Raw genomic sequence first — 19,805 nt, 5'->3', positions numbered from 1 at the left:
ATAGTCATTGCAAATGATATCGTTTCAATATCAGTTATTACTTAAAGAGGATAAAGTAAAATTGATTAAGACAGATTGGGATATATTTAAAGCAAAATTTTCAACAAATCCACAAGACGCTTTTGAATGGATGTGTTATCTCCTTTTTTGCAATGAATTTCGAGTGAAAACTGGAATTTTTCGATATAAAAACCAATCGGCAATAGAAACCAATCCAGTTTCCTCAAATGGAGTTAATGTTGGTTGGCAAGCTAAATTTTATGAAGCCGCATTATCCACTCACAAAAATGACTTACTAGAAACGATTACAAAAGCGAAACGTGATTACCCTGATTTAAATAAAGTTATTTTTTATACAAATTCAGAGTGGGGGCAAAACAAGGGAAAGGAACCACAAGGAAAAATAGAAGTAGAAACGAAGGCAAAAGCAAACAACTTAGAAATTGAATGGAGATGCTGTAGCTTTTTCGAATCGCCGTTTGTTGTCGATGATTGTAGCCGGATCACTTCGTACTTCTTCACTCGTTCTGATAATTTATTTAGACTTTTGGAGTCGTTTGAGTCTCATACCCGTGCAATTCTGGACGATATTGAAACTGTTATAAGCTTTGGCGATGAGGATGTTTCAATCAATCGCTCTAATATTATATCTGAAATTGAAAAATCAGATACTAGCGCGTTAATTATAAGTGGAGAAGGTGGCACAGGAAAAACATCTCTAATAAAAGAGCTTTATGGCAATAAAGGTCTGGGGGATGTCTTTTATGTCCATAAGGCGACGGAATTTTCTGTCAGCAACTTGAATGAGTTTTTGTCGGGTGTTTTTTTAAGGGATTTTATTGAAGCACATGAAGGAGTTGATAATAAAACAGTTGTCATTGATTCTGCGGAACACTTAATTGCTCTAGAAAACACCAATCCTATTAAAGAGTATCTATCCAGTTTAATTAAATCCGGATGGAGAGTGTGGTTCACCACGAGAAACACCTATCTGGATGATTTGATTTTTCAGCTATATGAAGTGTACAAAATTAGTTTTAAGTCGGTACACCTAGAAAACCTGAATGAAGATACATTATTCGAGCTTGCTAAAAAACATGATTTTGTCATTCCTGATGATAAAAATCTCAAAGTGCTCATATTGACTCCATTTTATCTCAGAGAGTATTTGAGACATTATCGAGAAAACAAAGGTGCAAGCCACTTTGAATTCAAAGAGTCGTTATGGCCAAGAGTTATTGCAAAACGGTCACCACAACGAGAACAATTTTTTATATATCTTGCCGAAGAAAGGGCTAATTCAGGAAGGTTTTTCGTCATTCCAGACGCCAGCTACTCAAATGAAACAGTAGAAAAATCGTTAGTTTCCGATGGAATAATTAGCTATGAGTCCACTCGTGGGTATTTTATTACTCATGATATTTATGAAGAATGGGCCCTCGATAAATTCGTCGAGAGCAACTTTTTATCCTCAGAAAATGCAGAAATATTTTTTGATAGAATAAAACAATCTTTGCCTATAAGAAGAGTTTTCAGGCGGTGGCTATCAGAGAAACTTAGCGCAGCCAATAAAGAAGTTAGCCATCTTATTGTAGAAACTTTGTCATCTCGCAAAATATCTAATTTGTGGAAAGATGAAGTCCTCGTTTCCATGCTTCTATCCGACTATTCTGATTACTTTTTTAACGTTAATAAAGATTCATTATTAGAAGACAATTTCCGGCTTCTCAAACGGATATGCTTGTTGATAAGAGTAGGATGCAAGGAGATAGACAATAGCTTTTTTGATAGGCTTGGCGTGAGAGCACCAGATATTTTATCAATGGAATATGTAATAACCAAACCGAAAGGAAACGGATGGAAATCGCTTATCAAGTTCATTAATGACAATCTAGAAAAAATAGGAACTAATAATCTTAATTTTGTGTTACCTGTTCTCTACGACTGGAACTGTCACAACAAGTCCGGCGATTCAACCAAATATTCCAGCATAATTGCATTATCTTTTTATAAATCGACAATCGAAGATGATGTCTATATTAGCGATGATGATTTTTCCAAGAGTTTAATCCTCACCATTCTTTATGGGGTAGGTGAAATTAAAAGTGAACTTGAAGCGATCATTGATGAAATAATCATAAATGATTGGAGGAAACATAACGATCCATATCATTTAATGAGTGAATTTATTTTAACAAGAATGGAATGCTCTAATGTTGCTATGGAAATTCCGGAAAAAGTGATCGCTCTTGCAAAATGTCTGTGGATGTATAAATCACCAGAAAGTGATGATTATTTTTATAGTTCGAGATTAGAGATAGATCATGAATTTGGTATGGAGAATGGACATCAAAACTATTTCCCAGCCAGTGCTTATCAAACCCCCATATACGCTCTACTGCAAACTAATTTAGAATTAACATTAAATTTTATTACTGAACTAATAAATTATGCGTCAAAAAAATATGCTGAATCGAGTCTTGATAAGGGCCAGATTGAAACAGTGAAACTGTTACTGGATGATGGGAAGAAAATTTATCTCCCAATTTCAAATCGTCTTTGGTGCATGTACCGAGGTACACAGGTAAACCCTGATTTATTAGAATCAATATTAATGTCATTAGAACGTTTCTTTCTTGAGAGAGGAAAAAATACTAAAGCTCAAACACTTGAATATTATCTAAACTATATCCTAACTAGATCTGAGTCTTCTGCACTCGTGGCAGTTGTCGCAAGCATTGTATGTGCGTTTCATGAGAAAACATTTAATGTAGCTAAAATTCTATTCAGGACAAAAGAGTTTTTCTTCTTTGACACATCTCGAATGATGCTGGATCAAACTCATAAAACTCAGCTTACTTCGTTAAAAAATTTTAGTATCAATCGGATGAATGAACATCACGAAAATGAAAGGATGAGCGCCTGTGACCAAAAACATCGGAAACTATCATTAGAAAGTATTGCGCTTCACTACCAGTTTTTTAGAACAGAGGAAGTAAGCGAGGAAGAATCAGAGAAAAGGCTTCAGGAAATTTGGAAGATTCTTGATGTTCACTACACAGATTTACCAGATAAAGAACAAGAAAGTCATCAAGATAAAACATGGCGTTTATATTTGGCCCGTATGGACAAAAGGAAAATGTCACCTGAAGTGAAGGAAGTAGAAAATGGCTTAGCAATAGATTTCAACCCAGAGATTGATTCAGAGCTTAAGGAATATAGTGAAACGTCTCTGAGAGAAGTGAACAAACCGTTTACATATTCCGGTTTAAATATTTGGGCTGATAGCAGACTCTATAATAGAGATAATTACAAAAAATATGAATCCTATGAAAATGATCCACTGACTGCTTTGGGCGAGGCAAAAGAAATATGGAATCAACTTTCAGAAGGTAACATGGGGGAGGGGGAATTACTGTTTTGTCGAGCCACGCCATCGTATGTGTGTGCTGTGTTATTGCGGGACTTTAAGGAAAAATTAGCAAAAACCGAACTAGAATTTTGTAGGGAAGTCATATTTGAATATGCAAACATCGTTAACAATGATGATTACATGCACCAGGTCGGCGACGGTCTTGTGCCTGCGTTATTTGTGCTCCCAAGATTAATAGAAGATTTTCCGGACGAACGACTAACCATCAAGCTGCTATTAATCAAAGCACTAATGAGGCATGATTCAATATCCATGATGGGAATGGACAGGATAAGTTCAGTAGCCATTCAAGCAGTTCAGCGCCTGTGGAATAAAGAACCTCAGTTCATGAAATCGCTGTACATTGGTTATTTAGTAGTATCTCAAAAATATAGAGATATTCAGGAGCGTTTAAGGCAAGAAGCATATAAGCAGCACAAATATGAAATTAACGAGAATGACTTTGAGCGTGAGTTATCTAAAGAATTAGAGAGTGTAGTGAGGAGTATTGAAGATGAAACCATCGCGGAATCCGTAATAGACAATATTGAAAGCATAGATAATGATATTTTGATAACTGCTTTTCAGCTTGCACTAGTGGATGGCGAACACAAGAAACCAGTACCATTTGCTGAGGAAATCATTGGGATAATTTCACAACAATTGCTTTCACGAGACAGAAAAGACCGGATTGATTATACTTTCAGACATCAATTTTTAAAGCACTATGCCCGTTTTATCCTTCATCTAGAGAATAGTGAGAAGGACAAATATCTTAAGTGTTTTACCGCTAATTTTACCTTGAGTGAAGGTATGGCAGATTTGTTAAATGAATTTGTTAGTGCTGAAGACTCATTGAATATGCCAGACTCATTTTGGTATGTTTGGCGTAGATTTAAAGACCATATCATTGATTCAATCAGCAATCAAAGTTGGAAGCATGATAAAGAGCGCATCATCGAATCCTTTTTATTTGCAAGAGTCCCTTGGAAGGATGAAGCAAAGACATGGCATACATTTTCACCGGAGAATAGGTCGTTTTTTAGTGATTTAAGCGCTAGGATAGGTGGTGAATCTTCTTTTATATATAGCATCTGTAAACTCCTTTGTGGCATAGGAAGCGAATTTTTAGATGATGGGATTTATTGGGTCAGTCATGCAATAAAGACCTTTGATATCGATTTGTCACAAGATAAATCAGGGAATACACTATTTTTGCTGGAAAAATATATGAGAAGATATCTATTCAAAAATCATGACAAAGTTAGACGAACACCAAGCCTAAAAGCACAGTCAATGGTGGTTCTGGATTTTCTAGTCGAACAATATTCCATTACAGGTTACCTCCTTAGAGAAGATATAGCCTAGCGAAAATGCTTGTCGCTGTTTATCTGCATCCAGGGACTGGATGCACTATACACTGACCTGCTCCCCGTTGATTAACACACCCCGATGCTAGTAATGTCTTCATAAGCAACAGGAGGACATTCCCATGAAGAAGCGTTTTTCCGACGAACAGATCATCAGTATTCTTCGCGAAGCGGAAGCCGAAGTTTCTGCCCGTGAGCTCTGCCGTAAGCACGCCATTTCCGATGCCACTTTCTACACCTGGCGCAAGAAGTTTGGTGGCATGGAAGTTCCTGAGGTGAAGCGGCTTAAATCTCTTGAAGAGGAGAACGCCCGCCTTAAGAAGCTACTTGCCGAAGCCATGCTGGATAAGGAGGCACTTCAGGTGGCTCTGGGGCGAAAGTACTGACGACAGGCCAGAAGCGGGAAGCCGTTGAGTTTATGTGTAATGCGACCGGTCTGTCGCAACGTCGTGCCTGCAGGCTTACAGGTTTGTCTCTGTCGACCTGCCGCTATGAGGCTCAGCGTCTGGCAATTGATGCGCATTTATCAGGGCGCATCACTGAGCTGGCACTGGAGCGCAGGCGTTTCGGCTACCGCCGCATCTGGCAGTTGCTGCGTCGGGAGGGCCTCCACGTCAATCACAAGCGGGTATACCGTATTTACCACCTTAATGGACTGAGCGTAAAACGCAGACTACGCCGTAAAGGGCTGGCAACCGAACGGTTTCCGCTTCTGCGCCCGGATGCGCCGAACCTGACATGGTCGATGGATTTCGTTATGGACGCACTGGCCAACGGTCGGAGGATCAAGTGCCTGACCTGTGTGGATGATTTCACTAAGGAGTGTCTGACGATCACCGCTGCTTTCGGTATTTCAGGCGTTCAGGTCACGCGTATTCTGGACAGCATCGCGCTGTTTAGGGGCTATCCGGCGACAATAAGAACCGATCAGGGCCCAGAATTTACCTACCGCGCACTCGATCAATGGGCCTTTGAGCATGGTGTGGAACTACGGCTTATCCAGCCAGGTAAGCCAACGCAGAACGGATTTATTGAGAGTTTTAACGGACGCTTTCGCGATGAGTGTCTGAATGAACACTGGTTCAGCGATATTCTTCATGCCCGGAAAACGATTAATGACTGGCGGCAGGACTATAACGAGTGCCGCCCCCATTCATCGCTGGATTACCAGACACCAGCTGAATTCGCAACAGACTGGCGAAACAGGAAATATGAAGAAAAACCAACCGACATTACTAACTGAAGATTGTATCTAATCCTGGGGGCAGGTCAGAGCGCGGTTACTCTGTTGCTGAAGTATCCGACCGTCTGGGCGTTTCTGCGCACAGCCTCTACAAGTGGCTACGGGCTATCAAGCCTGATAACAGCGAACATCTTACCTCGCTTCAATACCAATACATTTTTAATGGGTATAATATGTGGCTGCTTTTGCCGCATTATTGACAGGAACAAGGACTGGTGATGAATATTGATTTCAGTTTAATTCGCAGCGCCCCCAAAAGCCGTAACGATAGCTTTGAAGCACTCGCCGTACAGTTATTTAGGAAAACCTGTCGAGTACCGACAAATTCAACATTTATTAGTCTGCGTGGAGATGGTGGAGACGGTGGAGTTGAGGCATATTTCCGCTCACCGGACGGTGCCGTATTCGGTGTTCAGGCAAAATACTTTTTCCAGCTTGCTTCCGCAGAGCTTACACAGATTGATAGTTCCCTTAAAGCCGCGCTAAGCAACCATCCCACACTAACCGAATACTGGATTTATATACCGTTTGACCTGACCGGGCGTGTTGCTGCGGGAAAGCGAGGAAAAAGCCAGGCGGAACGCTTTGAAGAATGGAAAAGTAAAGTCGAATCGGACGCGTCAGCGCAAGGGAAGTCACTTTCTATTGTCCTTTGTACCGCAGCTGTTATCTGCAATCAATTACTTGAGATAGACCCTAATGGAGGGATGCGTAGGTATTGGTTTGATGACACGCTGCTGACATCTGCTCAAATTCGACAATGTCTGGATGACGCCATTGCTTTTGCCGGGCCAAGATATACTTCAATGCTGGATGTGGTGACGAATGCTCATGTCGGCCTGGATTTCTTTGGTGGGACTGGTGACTTTTGCGAGTGGTACGAAACATCATTAACACCAATCGTTCGAGAGTTCCATTCACTGAATGGATACGGACGCAAATCGCTGGATATACTCGGCGAAACCCGTGCTACATCCGCCACGGCATTGATTGAAGAAATAATTGCCTACTGTGAGAGCATGAGAGATAACAATGTCACGGCCACATCGGTTACAGATCTTTGCGTCGCTCTGTCATCTCTATTGACACTTTTCGCTGATGCCCGCCATGCTCAAGAAGATAAATTTTATGAAAAGCATGGCAAGCATAGTGATACAGAATCGTTCCGACAGTTCCACGCAGAGTATATGTGTGCATTTCCTGCCGGAGATATGGATGCGGCGAGAAAATGGGAAGAGCAGGCGCAGCAACTGCAAAATTTGCTGACTTCTCAGGTCATTGGTGCCGCAACAGCACATTCCTTACTGCTGGTTGGGCCAGCGGGTATCGGCAAAACCCACGCGATTGTCAGCGCAGCATTGCGTCGACTGGAACATGGTGGTTTTTCCCTGGTCGTCTTTGGAGACGACTTTGGCAAAGCAGAACCTTGGGAAGTGCTACGCAGTAAAATAGGGCTGGGTGCCGCCATCGATCGTTCGACATTATTTGAATGCATACAGGCCTGCGCCGAACATACTGGCTTACCTTTTGTCATTTATATCGATGCCTTGAACGAAAGCCCGCGAGAAGTGCGCTGGAAGGACAAGCTTCCCGAATTGCTCGCTCAATGCAAGTCTTATCCAGACATCAAAATCTGTGTTTCAACCCGAGATACCTATCGCAATCTTGTGGTCGATTCACGCTTTCCAGGGTTTGCTTTCGAACACATCGGTTTTTCAGGACATCAATTCGAAGCGGTACAAGCTTTCGCAGCCTACTATGGGCTGGATGCAGAGATTACACCACTTTTTTCACCCGAACTCAGTAATCCTTTATTTTTACACTTGGCCTGTAAAACGCTAAAGGGCGAAGGCCGTGACAGTCTGGATATTTCTTTGCCGGGTTTTACCTCTCTGTTTCAAGGACATCTCAAACATTGCGATGTTTTAATTCGAGAACGCCTCCACTACGCAAACCCTCGCAATCTGGTAAGGGCTGCAATGATGGCACTCGCGAATACCCTGACACATGAGTTGCCGCAGAACCGAACCTGGGAAACCTGTTGCGAAGCACTGAGCAAAATAGTGGGAACTGAGACCACACCTGAATCCTTTTTAAATGCATTGGCACATGAAGGCCTCATTATCCTTTCTGTTGTAGATGAGGATACCTTCCTAATCCGTCTGGGTTATCAACGCTACGGTGACATACTCCGTGCTATCAGCCTTGTGGAAGCTCTTGATTCGGATACAGCAAAACTAGCGGAGAAAATTGCAGCGTTAACAGAAGAAGATGCTGGATTGCTGGAAGCTCTTGCCGCCGTGCTGCCAGAGAAAACTGCTCTTGAAATTACTGCTGAAGAAGTAGGATTACCATCCGAACAAGCCCATAAGCTGTTCATCCAGTCATTGGTTTGGCGCTCCCGACAAAGTGTAGTGGAAGAAATTGATGAACACATCCATGCAGCACTGCATACACCTGGATTATGGGAGTCGGTTTATGAAGCGCTGTTTTCACTTAGTCTGGTTCCTGACCATCGTCTAAACGCAACTAACTGGCTGGGGCCATTTTTACGGCAGTCATCCTTAGCTGAACGTGACACCTACTTGTCATTAGCTGCGCTGGGATCATTTGATAACAAGAATGCTGTCTATTCACTCATCCATGCAGCACTATTTGCTGACATAACCCATTGGCCTGCTGAAAGCCGGAGGCTGGCCAGTCTAACACTTGCCTGGCTCACTTCGTGTGCTGACCGCCGAATCAGAGATTTATCCTCAAAAGGGCTAAGCAGAATCCTGGCAAACTACCCTGAGAACTGCCAAACAGTAATCAGTGAATTTGCATATTGTGATGATGATTACGTATTAGAGCGTATTAGCCTTGCTATCTACAGTGCATGCTTATTGTCACACCAACGCAGAAATGCGTTTATGCCAGCGCTCCCTGGTCTATTAAGCATTGCGTCAGATAGCAAGAATATTCTGCTCCGGGATACGGTTCAGCTATTAGTAAACTTGTTGAAAACAGGAGAATTTCCCACAGCAGTAACAAGCCAATTACAGCATTACCAGACAAACGTATCATTACCATCACGATGGCCTGTACTGGCGGATGTCAAACCCCTCCTAGATCTGGAACATTTACCATCAAACATGGTGCTCTGGGGAGAATCCATGGCCCCGGATTTCTGGCGTTATCAGGTGGAATCGAAGATTTCCGGCTTTGACTTGGAGAGCGCCAATATCAGCCATGAAAACATTGCCTGTTGGTTAATGCGAGAAGCACTTAATTTAGGATATCCCGGTTATAACCACTGCGCGCTCAATTATGATCGCCATATCGGGAGTAAGTATGGCTCGGGAAGGGGTAGAAAAGGGTATGCTGACCGACTCGGTAAAAAATATTACTGGATCGCCTTACATCGACTACTGGGCATTCTGGCCAGTAATGTTCCCGCACTGGAAGACCCATATTCCGACTACGAACCTACAAGTGATCATCTATGGTCAGTCGACGTCCGTAAAGTTGACCTGACCGATGTACGCGATATCACCGCAGAAGGGGTCTATCCAGTACTGATGGAGGAAACAAATTATGCATTCCCTGACCACAATTCAGATATCAAAGGTTGGGTTCGGACCGATGATTTTCCACCTTATGAAGCTTGTCTTATTCGAACTGACGAGGAAGGAGAGCAGTGGGTAGCGCTTTCACATAGCTGTTGGGATGACGATAAAGCGCCGAATGAAAATAGCTGGGATTCCCCGTACTTGGGAGTGCGTGCTTCCTACTCAAGCGCACTCATAAATGAAAGCATCCAGACCTTTAAACAGAAAAGAGCACGCGATATTTTCCAATATAATCAGGGAAGTAGTTGTTATCGCGGTTATCTTGCTGAATATCCTGACAGCCCGATATACAAACAACTTCTTAATAGTGATGAAGATAGTGAAGCGTTTAATTTTACAGAAGTCAGTTTACTGCGCGGAAACGAATGGGAATACGACTACTCATATACCATGCCCGAGCGCCAAGATAACCTCATTGCGCCATGCCTGGGAATCATTCAAAAACTCGAACTTTTATGGGATTGTCAAAGCGGTTGGGTTGATCATTCTGGCAAACTTATCGCCTTCCATCAAAAAGGTGTAAAACAACGCGGACTTTTCATCCATCGTTCGGCATTGAACGCCTATCTGTCCATAACAGGTGAAGAGCTTATACATCGCCGTTTTGCTAACAGAGGATATTTTGATTTAGCTGGTCGTAATAGCACGCAAATAGACCTGAAAACTTGGATCCAGTACCGGGCAGACAAGGCACCGGTTGTTTTACGAGAAGAAGAACTGCCGTTTAACTGCTGACAACGATACTTATTAAGTAATCAACTGGCTGCCTTGGCATCGAATGCCAGAAGAGCCATTTCGCACTACCAATTTAAGTAGACTGAAGGAATACTTGGTACAAGCAAACGCACGCCATATCGGATAGAGGGGACTATGAACGAAACCATCGAAAAACTGATTGCCAGTGGCAAGGAAGGGCCATGGTGGGACTTTAAACAAACCTACCACCAAAACAATGCAGCCCTTGTTCACGATATCCTCTGCATGGCAAACGTCCTGCATGACGGTGACCGGTATCTGATTTTTGGCGTGAATGATGAAGGGGTGATTACCGGCGTGCAGGAAGATGGTAAGCAACTTAACCAGGCAAATTTAATCGATCTGTTAAGAAAAGTCAGTTTTGCAGAGCACCATTGTCCGGATATTCAGCTGCACCACATCACACTCCAGCATAAGGTGCTGGCTATTCTACAAATTCGTAACGTCAGAATTAAACCCTACTATCTGACCCAGGACTATATAAAAGAGGGAAAAACTGTCAGAGCCGGTGTCGTTTACACCCGGCAACAAGATGCCAATACGCCCGTAACTAGCTGTGCCAGCCCTGGAGATGTCATGGCAATGTGGAGAGAGCGCTTTAACCTGGACCTGGCACCCGCTGACCGCATAGTCAGACTGCTTCTGGATTACGACAATTGGGAATATGACGGTATCAGTGAGGCCTATTATCGGTTGGACCCGGATTATGCCATTCATATTGGCGACACAGAAAAAGATATAGGAGGACAACACTGGTGGTCAACGATTAGCATTGAGCAACCTTGTCACTATGAATACATCCTCAAATACCGTGGGCGTGTACTTGAACGAGTGCCAATCGTACATTACAGAAATGAGGGTTTACAGTTTCCCTTTCCAGAGATGGATACACTGGCTTATCCAGGAAAAAGGGATGGATTCGTAACTGATTATTATGCAGACGTTTTTTACTTCGTAAAAAACACCTTACCCTACAATCTGTTGAGTCATATCAGAGAATTACACTCACTGCCTGGCCGTAATTCAGGCATAACCATGCCGTTAACCACCCAAACCAAACCGCCGATTATCGAGCTGCCATTCATGGTGTTTGAGAACGCAGGGGAAAAAGAAGAAAAGCTAAAGTTTATTCAAAGTCAGCTTGCTGATTTTTGTCCGGATGGTATGCCTGGTACAGCATCGATGAAAACTGACCCAGAACTAAGAATGGAAGCAGAGAGACAATTTTCCTGGTGGGTTTTTAACCATATGCGTTGAGCCGAAGCCAGTAACCCTGCCTGGGAGTTGTTCATTTTTGACGTTGCAACTAAATGTCAGCGCTACGATAGCGTGTTTTAGTGCGCACTCGCGTATTTTCTCCCTCTTGGGTGAATTTGGCCTGCTTTCGCAGGCCATATACTGCTACCACGCACGACGATGTGCTTTAAGAGAGTCAACGGCAATACCAAGAAAAAGCACTCGGTTGCACGATGTGGACAGCATCCTGATATGGCTCCCATGGACTTACCCCCCAGCCGCGTCCAGCATAGCGAAGCCAGCACTCAGGCTCCATGACATTTTTTATACTTTACTCCCGACCCGCAGGGACAAGGTTCATTTCTGCCTACCGCCCCGAAAAATCGCGTTACTTCGGATTTAGCCGCCTTGTAAGCAAGCTGCGCGATGTAGTTCGACTGATTTTCAACCTCCTGTCGCTGCTCACCTGTTAACCCTTCAAAAAAAGGGGCTAGCCGACACATCTCCGCTTCTGCCTGCTCATATTCGCCTGCAAGTGCCAGTATAACGGCGTACTGGCTTCGGACCTGAACCAGTCGCATGGAACGGTACGAGCCATCCCCGTGAGATGGCTTTTCCAGAACGTTTTATTCGCGAGAGACCTATGGATATTCGACTTACCGGCCACCCTCGCCATGTTCTGCGGGGTATAGCCTCGAAATGCCGTCGAGGGGGCCGACATACCATAATAACGGGGACGGACGACGATGACCGAGAAGAGAATGAGAAATACACTGTTCACTTTGGCTAAAAGTTGGGAGTAATTTAATTTTCTGATATTTAAAAGGATTTATAATCATCAGAAAGAATTCCTTGAATTTCTATAAGATCATTTAATTCAATAATCCACTGATGTATCTCATCCACATCACAAGTTTGAAGTTCATGTTCTTCAGTGACCTCATTACACTTATCAGCAAGTTGTCTTTTAATACAATCTAATAAAACGATCTTAGACTTCATTTGCTTTGCCGCCGGAAGGTTGATTATTAACCACTATGAACCATCTTTAATTATATAAAAAAGATGGTTCATCTACAATATTCATTAGCGTGTTTATTTTTTCATTGACTCTAATGTATCTTCTTTCTTGCTCAGATGAAAGTTTTTTGAATTCTTGTTCCCGAGCTGGTACGTTAATGCATAGCTCATCATATATCTCTTTTGCCCCTGAAATCTTCTCGAGCTCATTAGTATATTTATTAATCATCTCTTTTAATATTGACCTTATGTCACTATTGATTTTTATCTCATCAGGAAAAATAGCGATATTTGATAAACTAATTGAAAGGTCAATTAATTCAACACTAGTTATTGCGGTCTGAAATGCAGTTGTTTCAGAATATAAATTCTGATAAATACCTTTCTGTCGAGTCTTCGTTAAGAGCCCACGCTTCACAAGAATTTGTAACTGACTATAGGAAAATGCCTTCGCTTTAAAATAAGTCTTTGGTAGATTAAAACGCTTAACGAGTATTTTAGCTATATCAGTACTGGTGAAATTACTACTGTTAATATAGTTAATTGCAGAAAATATGTACGATTCAGGGTTGATTATTCGACTACTCATAGCAGTTAAAACAAGTTAGTTAGCTTAGGATTGCTAAGTATACAACAATGACAGATACTTAGACAATCTAAGCACTCGAGGCTAATGAAGATGAATCAGTGTCTGAAAAAAATCCGATACCAGAACGGCTTAAGGAAGCGAGATGCAGGGCGGGATTATCACAGCGCACTCTGGGTCTCCATGTTGGTTTTGATCCCGCATCGGCTAGCAGTCGTATGAATCATTATGAGAAAGGACGTCATGTCCCCGATATTGATACGCTTCGACGTATGGCGGCAGAGTTAAACGTGCCGTTGAACTATTTTTTTTGTGATGATCAAACAACAGCAGAACTTGCGTTACTCATCTCCCGAATGACAGAGGAAGAGCGAAGTAACCTTATCGAAACACTCAAAACATCCTCAGGTGTAACATATGCTGACAAAAAATGATGTTATACAAAAGGCTACTGAACTTTTTGAAGGTAACGAAAGTGCGGCATTAAATTGGTGCAATGAACCAAACAGAGCATTACAGTGGAAGACACCCTATGAGATAATGGACTCTGAAGAGGGGGCATTGAAAGTTGCCATGCTAATTTTTCGAATAGAGCAAGGCGTTTATTCATGACTTTGTTGTGCAAATATAGCATTTTACCTATCATTGTTTTTTTTCCTTTCGTGTAGCTCCATAATCAAGTGCGGAGCAAGAAGGCTTTCTACCGGTATAACCGTATTGATTTTTACCGCTTTGACAATTTCAATTAATGACAAGGTATTCTGTGCTAGCTGTTCGCGCAGCTCTTTGTTCTCTTCCTGAAGCTGCTGATTACGACCAAGCAAAGCCTGACGAGTTTTACGATTCACATACTGCTGCTTTTCTTTGGGGCGAAGATTTAGGGGAGTTAGTTGTTGATCGACATAGGCTGCAATAAGACGTTTTCGTTCAATGCTACTTAATGTACTTAAGCCGCCATTGATGATGCCTTTTGATTTAAGTCTGGCGTGTAAACTTTTAGCTGAAATTGGCGATTTATCAAACCCTTCAATCAACATCAGCTGGAGCTCATGTTCAATCTGAGTATCCAATTCTTTACCCCGCATCAGTCGTCTCCTTGTTTGATTTTTTGGTACTCGAGGGCAAATAGTTGAGCCAGAGTACGAATTTCACCTTCTACTTTTATCTCTCCGGATAGGACCACCTGTGAAGGGATTACTTGCAGGGAGTTTGAGCGATTGCGTAATTGCTTAGTTAAGGCACCTAGTTGTGCTAGATTTTCTTCGATATTGCCTTGCATTAGCTGGTTGCCCGGAAGGGCCGCGGTATACTGTTCAAAAGCAAACGTAGCCTCGTTTAATGCCCGACCTTTGACTTGAACAGTGGAGTATTCATCAATACGACCTGTTAAAGTGAAATGCTCACAGGGCTTCAATGCCTGGCATTTCATTCGATAAGGACATCCCCACAAATTTACGTCTCTCATGCAGGATCCCAATTTCAAGGGAAGCAGTACCGCGTGTCTTTGCACCATTTCAGACGCTTGCGATGGCCCTTCATTTTTACTGATATCCTCGAACGCAGCGGCTATGTCTTCGAATAATCCATCGTCTAACGACGCTTCAATGAATCCTGCAACATCGTCACGATTATCGAAGGAATGCAGGTTCATCTTTATGTTGGTTTCCAGATTCTTCGTGCTGCTAAACACCATCATACCACTTTGTTTTACCGTATCGAGCGGTGTATGAGCGTCAATAGCAGTTAGTGTTGTCTGCTCCTGTACGATCGGAACTAACGGAATAAGAGAAGCAGTCTTACGGCGTTCCTTAAGAGCCAAATGCTGGTAATGCTTATTTTGAGTAATATCAACACGCCCCATCAACATGGCTTGTAAGTGGTCTGAAATTTCAGCAATAGCGAGAAAAGTGTTTATATTGTGACGAGGAATATGAGTACGAAGCTGGGTAGGGCGACCGTCATCTTCGAGAAGTCTGTATTTACTGAAGACCGAAGCATAGCCATCAAAGTTACCGAGAAACTTGTTTATGCCAGCATTACTCAGTGGTAGCGGTGTTGCTTTTAGTCCCAATGCTCTCTTTAACGTCATAGACCCTTTGGGATAAAGGAACAATAAATCCTCATACATAATCTCAAATCTTTTGCCGTTTTCTACCCAGGCGTGAGTGCAGGGAGTATTTGCGCTACTATCACCAAATTCATTTTTAAGGTACAGGCTAAGGTCTGATTTTAAATAATATTTCCTTTTTTCATTACCCGGAAGGAGAATGACTTCAGTCGGAATACAGCCTCGTTTCGCTAACGCTTTTGATGCTTTATCACGTAATCCGGAACGCCCCCGAAGCACTGATGAGGATTGGGCTATGTGTTCTACAATATCATCCAGTTCAACAAGTTCACCTGCAATATCACTGATCGCCTCTGGTAAATAATCAGCAAATCCTTTTAAACGTAAGTTTGTGAGATGCTTTCGTAACTCACATGTTAGTGACTTAACCGATTTGAATATGTTTTCAACTAAAGGAACAGCTAAGGGTTCGACCCAATGTGTTCGATCACCAGCTCCCTTGACACCAACATAGCGAATGCCAAGAAAATAATCCGGCAACCCTTTATCGCGTAGACGTCTGCTGATATCAGCATCATCTATCTTTCGTTTTACCAACGCATCCAGCCTGAGGTTGAATGCTTCAACGGACCGAAACCCCGTGATGATGAGTAGCAGAAGGCAATTGAGCGCTATCTTTTCAGTGCCGTTTTCTACACGCTGGATAAGTGACACGATATTGAGGAATCCTCGAATTGTAATAAGTGCACCTTCACCATCAGTGACTGTATCATCGAGCCTGTCCTGGTGTTTGAGGGCTACTGTTTCCCGGGCTTTCTGGGTCAAATTGGTCCGGTTAGTGTAATTTTCGTCGGACACATAATGTAGAGTTACCAATGTGAAAGCATGATGATTTACTAATTTTTGAATCTTAACGCAACGCCCCTTGTAGTTGGCTATGTTAGGATCACCTGGCTTGGATGCTGCACTCATAGTATCCATCGCACTACGTACAACATCTGTAGCCAGATAGATGGGATGAGTCTGCCCAGTCGATTTAATCAGCGCACAGTACCAGCGTTTCAAAATAATCAGAGTTGCAATAGCAACCGCAGGGGAAATGCTGCGATTTCTGCCTCGATAGACGAGTACCAGCATGGCTTTCATAAACAACTGATAAGTATCGGATACAGTATAGTGTTCATCGATTCCTTTTAGCCGGTTAATCTCATCAAATCGCAATACATTAACACCATTGCCTCGTAACCAGCCGGAACCTTTTTTCCCACATATCCAGACAAGGCTATCCCATGATTCTGCAAAATCAGCTGCCAGATTCTCTTCGAACCAAGCTTTCTGTTCTACGATAAAAGTATCAAAATTCTCTATATTTTTTTTCATTTCCCACAACCTCTGACGTTATGCAAATGACAACGGGCAATCACTGACTTGATTTCTATTTGCGTCGTCTCGTGGATAGAAATTAGTGGATTGTGAGCATTGCCCACACTATCTGACACAGCTATCAGCTCATCGACTTCTTTCAAGATGCTATCTAGTACATCCTGGTGTTGGCCATCAAGGAAAGGGCGGTAATATAAGCAACCATAGCAGCAACGGACTTCACAGAATGGGCATTCGTCATCGGGTCTCGCACAACCACCAATCTCATAATGTAATCGATCACCAACCATGCCAACTACTCGTCGACCTTGCCATTCTTTTGAAGGGACCAACTTCCCAGTCATCATCATAGCCACCATGTTTTGCCACACGGGGTTAGAACCTAGTGCTTTAGCGCGGATCAAGGCCAAGGCCGGTGTTGCCAAGATGTAATGCTTTGCTACAACTAAGGATGAATGACCAAGAATGTGAGCAATCTCTTCGGCACTTACTCCTTGCATAGCCAGTGAATGACCAACGTTGTGGCGTAAATCAGTTGGTGTGATTGATGGGGGGGCTGCTTCTCCGCGAGCAACGGCAGCTTGATAATCAGGTGGGCTGAAGTTTAGAATGGTTTGTCTAATAGACTGAGATACAAACTTAGGTGCTGATGCCCCCATATCAAACATCTTATCGGTAGGTAACAATCTTGCTTTATCTATATAATGGTTAACCAGTGTACCGATTTCCGGCGGGAGCGCCAGAATCAACCGATCAGTAGTTACGTACCTTTGTTTAGCATAAGGTAAAAGAACGCTATAACGAACTAACCCTGTAGCCGTATTACAAGTATCGATTCGAAAGTCACCAGCAGCCAAAGTGGTTATAATCATTTATGTCTAACGCTAAAACCCGATGCGCCCATGAGTTTTTTAATGACGGCAGCCTCTTTCTTGGATCTCTAACATCATCATCTACAGACGTCACTATGATACTGAACTGTACGCCCTTGATGTTAGGTTTAATTGAGTTTTTTTTTAACAGAAGCAACTCACTTACACGTAAACCATAATTCAAAAGAAGACGACAGATTAAATAATTTCTGAATTGAATTTCTCCAGCAGGGAAGGGATTAATAGGATTTGGCTTGGAAGACGATTCTGGTCTAATAATCTCATAAAATTTCCTGACCATGTCTTCTGTAAGGCTATTAAAATGTTTGTTTGAATGCTTTTGCTTGCTGGGTCGAAAATCCGAACGATAGGCCGACAAACGCCTAGATAATTGTAAAGCGTAACGAGAAAGCTCTTTTGGGGTGCCATCCATATAACGAGAAGAAACGTAAGTATTGATTAGATAGTTGATAAAACGGCAGACTGCATGTACATGATTAATATTTGTATTGTGCTTGCTAATTACAGCACGTCCGAGTGTAGGCAACACAAACTTTCCTGATTCAAGATAATGAAGAAATGCTTCAAGCTCACTAATTGCAATCGAAGGATTGTATCCAGACAGATGGAAACTCAAACAGAAAGTAACATCATGTTTTTGATACCAGTACTCATAAAAAAATTTTAGAGCCTGTAGCGTAGATGACTGCGTGGATTCGGAACGTAAAGACAAGCGATCAATGAGAAAGAGAAGTGGAAACAGAAGCGGTAAGTTAGTAGTGGTGTCAACCAATGTCCAAATCCGCCGGTTTGGAGCAACACTCAACTGTTCGAGTATATACATCTGAGACATCCTCAGAGAAGTTCGTGGATATGAAGAAAATAGCTCTTAAACATAATGCCAGCAAACGAAAGATTAAGGGGAGACTTAACCCTATGATTTTATGCGAACCATCTTGGTTCATGAAGTAAGTTAGCAATCAACATGATTTAACATAATATACATTATGCGCACTTAAATAGAGTAAGGAAGAATCCGATGTTCTTCGGCCGTCATTTGTCTTGCTGATTGCAAGCGTTCGCCAGTTCCTCTGATGCCGACAAACCTTCTGTCGCATTAGGTTTTGCCATTCAGCATCCCGTCAAATACGCTCTGCCGTTACGTTCGTTTGATGTATCCTGACACATCTCAGCCTTGAGCTTTGCGTATGTGAAAATCGCGCAGATGAATTCTAACTCTGCAACCTGCATCGTCGATGATTCAGATCCATTTTGAATTCATACCGCCACTACATTTCGCATAAGCCTCACGGCTCCACATGATGAGATTTACATTCTGCGGACAGTGTCGGTAAAACGCGATGACCTCAGTGATATGATTACTCGGTTGTTAAACGGTAAGATGGATTGCATAAGGTTATAAATTTAAAATGGACTCAATTGTAAATATATTCAAAAAGTTTCTGGCATTATGGGGAGTCATTCTTTACATCGTATTCACCATCATTCCAGTTTTAATGGATTTACCTGATGTTGTACAAAAAATAACGATCCCCTTAGGGACAACCATTTTCATTGGCTTGACTATCACCTTTTATATCAACAAAGTCATCACCAGTAAAACCAACTATGAAATCAAAGAATTAATTAATAACAAGTTCCCTAACCTGATATCGCTGGATAAGATAGGGATAAAAAAAATTGAGTACCGGAACGATCTGGATATCTTAGGAATTGATATATTGGGTGCCGAAGAGTTGCATATTGCTATGAATGACGGCAGGAATTTTCTATCTGTTAACGCTGGCGATTTTGCAAAAAGGCTCACAAAATCAAACAAAAAGACGATAATTTTCCTTATCGATCCTGAATCTGATGCTCAGTCATTTTTGTGCAAAAAAAATGGAAAAGCGCGGGATTACTATAAATCCAAAATCAATGAATCCATATCTGAAATCAGGTCATTTGCGGTAAAGCTGCCTGAAAGTAGCATGCTTGAAATTTATCTTATCCCGACGATTTTATCGCAAAATGTCATTCTGACTGAAAATTGTGCTCTGGTGGGCATCTATAGAAATGCGCCAGGTAAATCTAACCACCCTCCCCAGTTTGTCTATGAAAAATCCGGTCTGGACAATGAGTATACCCGCGTACGTATAGACCTTAATTCTCTAACAGAGATGGAAAATACCCGAAAGGCCGAAATACAGCCTCCGTCGCAGCAGTGACGCTAAGCTGCGGCAGAAAC

At 42.3% G+C, this 19,805-nt stretch carries 12 protein-coding genes and 3 pseudogenes; 8 read left to right on the top strand and 7 right to left on the bottom strand.

All coding sequences use genetic code 11. The features are described from left to right. The first annotated feature begins 61 nt into the window (after positions 1-61). The 5 genes and pseudogenes from avs4 to AL479_RS20995 all read left to right on the top strand — a co-directional run bounded on the left by avs4 (position 62) and on the right by AL479_RS20995 (position 11,649). On the top strand, positions 62-4,780 hold the full coding sequence (gene avs4 / locus AL479_RS21010) for an AVAST type 4 anti-phage nuclease Avs4 (protein ID WP_225851854.1): 4,719 nt from the start codon (positions 62-64) through the stop codon (positions 4,778-4,780). A gap of 124 nt (positions 4,781-4,904) precedes the next feature. Continuing rightward, positions 4,905-6,025 (top strand): IS3 family transposase gene (locus AL479_RS21005; protein ID WP_105291793.1). Its coding sequence is split into 2 segments (ribosomal slippage): positions 4,905-5,163 and positions 5,163-6,025, totalling 1,122 coding nucleotides; the frame shifts between segments, so codons are not numbered across the junction. Next, positions 6,022-6,153: pseudogene (locus AL479_RS23900) on the top strand (transposase); the annotation flags it as partial. The gene AL479_RS21005 and the pseudogene AL479_RS23900, both read left to right, overlap by 4 nt. A gap of 90 nt (positions 6,154-6,243) precedes the next feature. After that, a complete protein-coding gene (locus AL479_RS21000; protein ID WP_061077500.1) occupies positions 6,244-10,371 on the top strand; it encodes an ATP-binding protein in 4,128 nt (1,375 codons plus the stop codon). A gap of 135 nt (positions 10,372-10,506) precedes the next feature. Further along, positions 10,507-11,649: an ATP-binding protein gene (locus AL479_RS20995; protein WP_061077499.1), complete on the top strand. Its 1,143-nt coding sequence runs from the start codon at positions 10,507-10,509 to the stop codon at positions 11,647-11,649. A gap of 284 nt (positions 11,650-11,933) precedes the next feature. Here AL479_RS20995 and AL479_RS20990 read toward each other — a convergent pair whose 3' ends face one another. From AL479_RS20990 to AL479_RS20980, 3 genes are all read right to left on the bottom strand, one after another. Further along, positions 11,934-12,131, bottom strand: coding sequence for an SEC-C metal-binding domain-containing protein (locus tag AL479_RS20990; RefSeq protein WP_225851917.1), 198 nt, complete (start codon positions 12,129-12,131; stop codon positions 11,934-11,936). A gap of 316 nt (positions 12,132-12,447) precedes the next feature. Then, positions 12,448-12,630 carry a hypothetical protein gene (locus AL479_RS20985; RefSeq protein WP_061077497.1) on the bottom strand — a complete coding sequence of 61 codons (183 nt, stop codon included), beginning with the start codon at positions 12,628-12,630 and terminating at the stop codon, positions 12,448-12,450. Between the two features lie 46 nt (positions 12,631-12,676). Continuing rightward, positions 12,677-13,237: a hypothetical protein gene (locus tag AL479_RS20980; protein WP_061077496.1), complete on the bottom strand. Its 561-nt coding sequence runs from the start codon at positions 13,235-13,237 to the stop codon at positions 12,677-12,679. Positions 13,238-13,335: 98 nt separating this feature from the next. On the opposite strand from AL479_RS20980, the gene AL479_RS20975 reads away from it, so the two are divergent. Next, positions 13,336-13,668, top strand: a complete 333-nt coding sequence (locus AL479_RS20975; protein WP_071887672.1) for a helix-turn-helix domain-containing protein — start codon at positions 13,336-13,338, stop codon at positions 13,666-13,668. Next, positions 13,652-13,846: an MbcA/ParS/Xre antitoxin family protein gene (locus AL479_RS20970; protein WP_061077495.1), complete on the top strand. Its 195-nt coding sequence runs from the start codon at positions 13,652-13,654 to the stop codon at positions 13,844-13,846. Before AL479_RS20975 ends, AL479_RS20970 begins: the two co-directional genes overlap by 17 nt. A 23-nt stretch (positions 13,847-13,869) precedes the next feature. On the opposite strand, the gene AL479_RS20965 is transcribed toward AL479_RS20970, so the two are convergent. The 4 genes and pseudogenes from AL479_RS20965 to AL479_RS20950 form a co-directional block, all read right to left on the bottom strand. Then, positions 13,870-14,319: a hypothetical protein gene (locus tag AL479_RS20965; RefSeq protein WP_081093697.1), complete on the bottom strand. Its 450-nt coding sequence runs from the start codon at positions 14,317-14,319 to the stop codon at positions 13,870-13,872. Continuing rightward, on the bottom strand, positions 14,319-16,682 hold the full coding sequence (locus AL479_RS20960; protein WP_061077493.1) for a hypothetical protein: 2,364 nt from the start codon (positions 16,680-16,682) through the stop codon (positions 14,319-14,321). The genes AL479_RS20965 and AL479_RS20960 overlap by 1 nt, the downstream gene beginning before the upstream one ends. Next, a pseudogene (locus tag AL479_RS20955) lies at positions 16,679-17,542 on the bottom strand (site-specific integrase); the annotation flags it as partial. The gene AL479_RS20960 and the pseudogene AL479_RS20955, both read right to left, overlap by 4 nt. Further along, a pseudogene (locus AL479_RS20950) lies at positions 17,541-18,401 on the bottom strand (site-specific integrase); the annotation flags it as partial. The pseudogenes AL479_RS20955 and AL479_RS20950, both read right to left, overlap by 2 nt. Positions 18,402-18,987: 586 nt before the next feature. Between AL479_RS20950 and AL479_RS20945 the strand changes: the two are divergent. Next, the gene (locus AL479_RS20945) at positions 18,988-19,785 is read left to right on the top strand and encodes a hypothetical protein (RefSeq protein WP_061077492.1); all 798 of its coding nucleotides are present in this window, start codon (positions 18,988-18,990) and stop codon (positions 19,783-19,785) included. Positions 19,786-19,805: the final 20 nt, after the last annotated feature.

It is taken from the genome of Citrobacter amalonaticus (assembly GCF_001559075.2).
Taxonomy (GTDB): domain Bacteria; phylum Pseudomonadota; class Gammaproteobacteria; order Enterobacterales; family Enterobacteriaceae; genus Citrobacter_A; species Citrobacter_A amalonaticus_F.
The sequence above is the reverse complement of the archived record's forward strand: the minus strand, read 5'-3'. Positions and strand labels throughout refer to the sequence as shown.

Excerpts from the sequence above, each read along its gene's own strand:
- AL479_RS20990 (WP_225851917.1), bottom strand. The coding sequence starts at position 12,131 with ATGTGTCGGCTAGCCCCTTTTTTTGAAGGGTTAACAGGTGAGCAGCGA.
- AL479_RS20995 (WP_061077499.1), top strand. The coding sequence starts at position 10,507 with ATGAACGAAACCATCGAAAAACTGATTGCCAGTGGCAAGGAAGGGCCA.
- AL479_RS20965 (WP_081093697.1), bottom strand. The coding sequence starts at position 14,319 with ATGCGGGGTAAAGAATTGGATACTCAGATTGAACATGAGCTCCAGCTG.
- AL479_RS21000 (WP_061077500.1), top strand. The coding sequence starts at position 6,244 with ATGAATATTGATTTCAGTTTAATTCGCAGCGCCCCCAAAAGCCGTAAC.
- AL479_RS20945 (WP_061077492.1), top strand. The coding sequence starts at position 18,988 with ATGGACTCAATTGTAAATATATTCAAAAAGTTTCTGGCATTATGGGGA.
- AL479_RS20985 (WP_061077497.1), bottom strand. The coding sequence starts at position 12,630 with ATGAAGTCTAAGATCGTTTTATTAGATTGTATTAAAAGACAACTTGCT.
- AL479_RS20980 (WP_061077496.1), bottom strand. The coding sequence starts at position 13,237 with ATGAGTAGTCGAATAATCAACCCTGAATCGTACATATTTTCTGCAATT.
- AL479_RS20960 (WP_061077493.1), bottom strand. The coding sequence starts at position 16,682 with ATGAAAAAAAATATAGAGAATTTTGATACTTTTATCGTAGAACAGAAA.
- AL479_RS20970 (WP_061077495.1), top strand. The coding sequence starts at position 13,652 with ATGCTGACAAAAAATGATGTTATACAAAAGGCTACTGAACTTTTTGAA.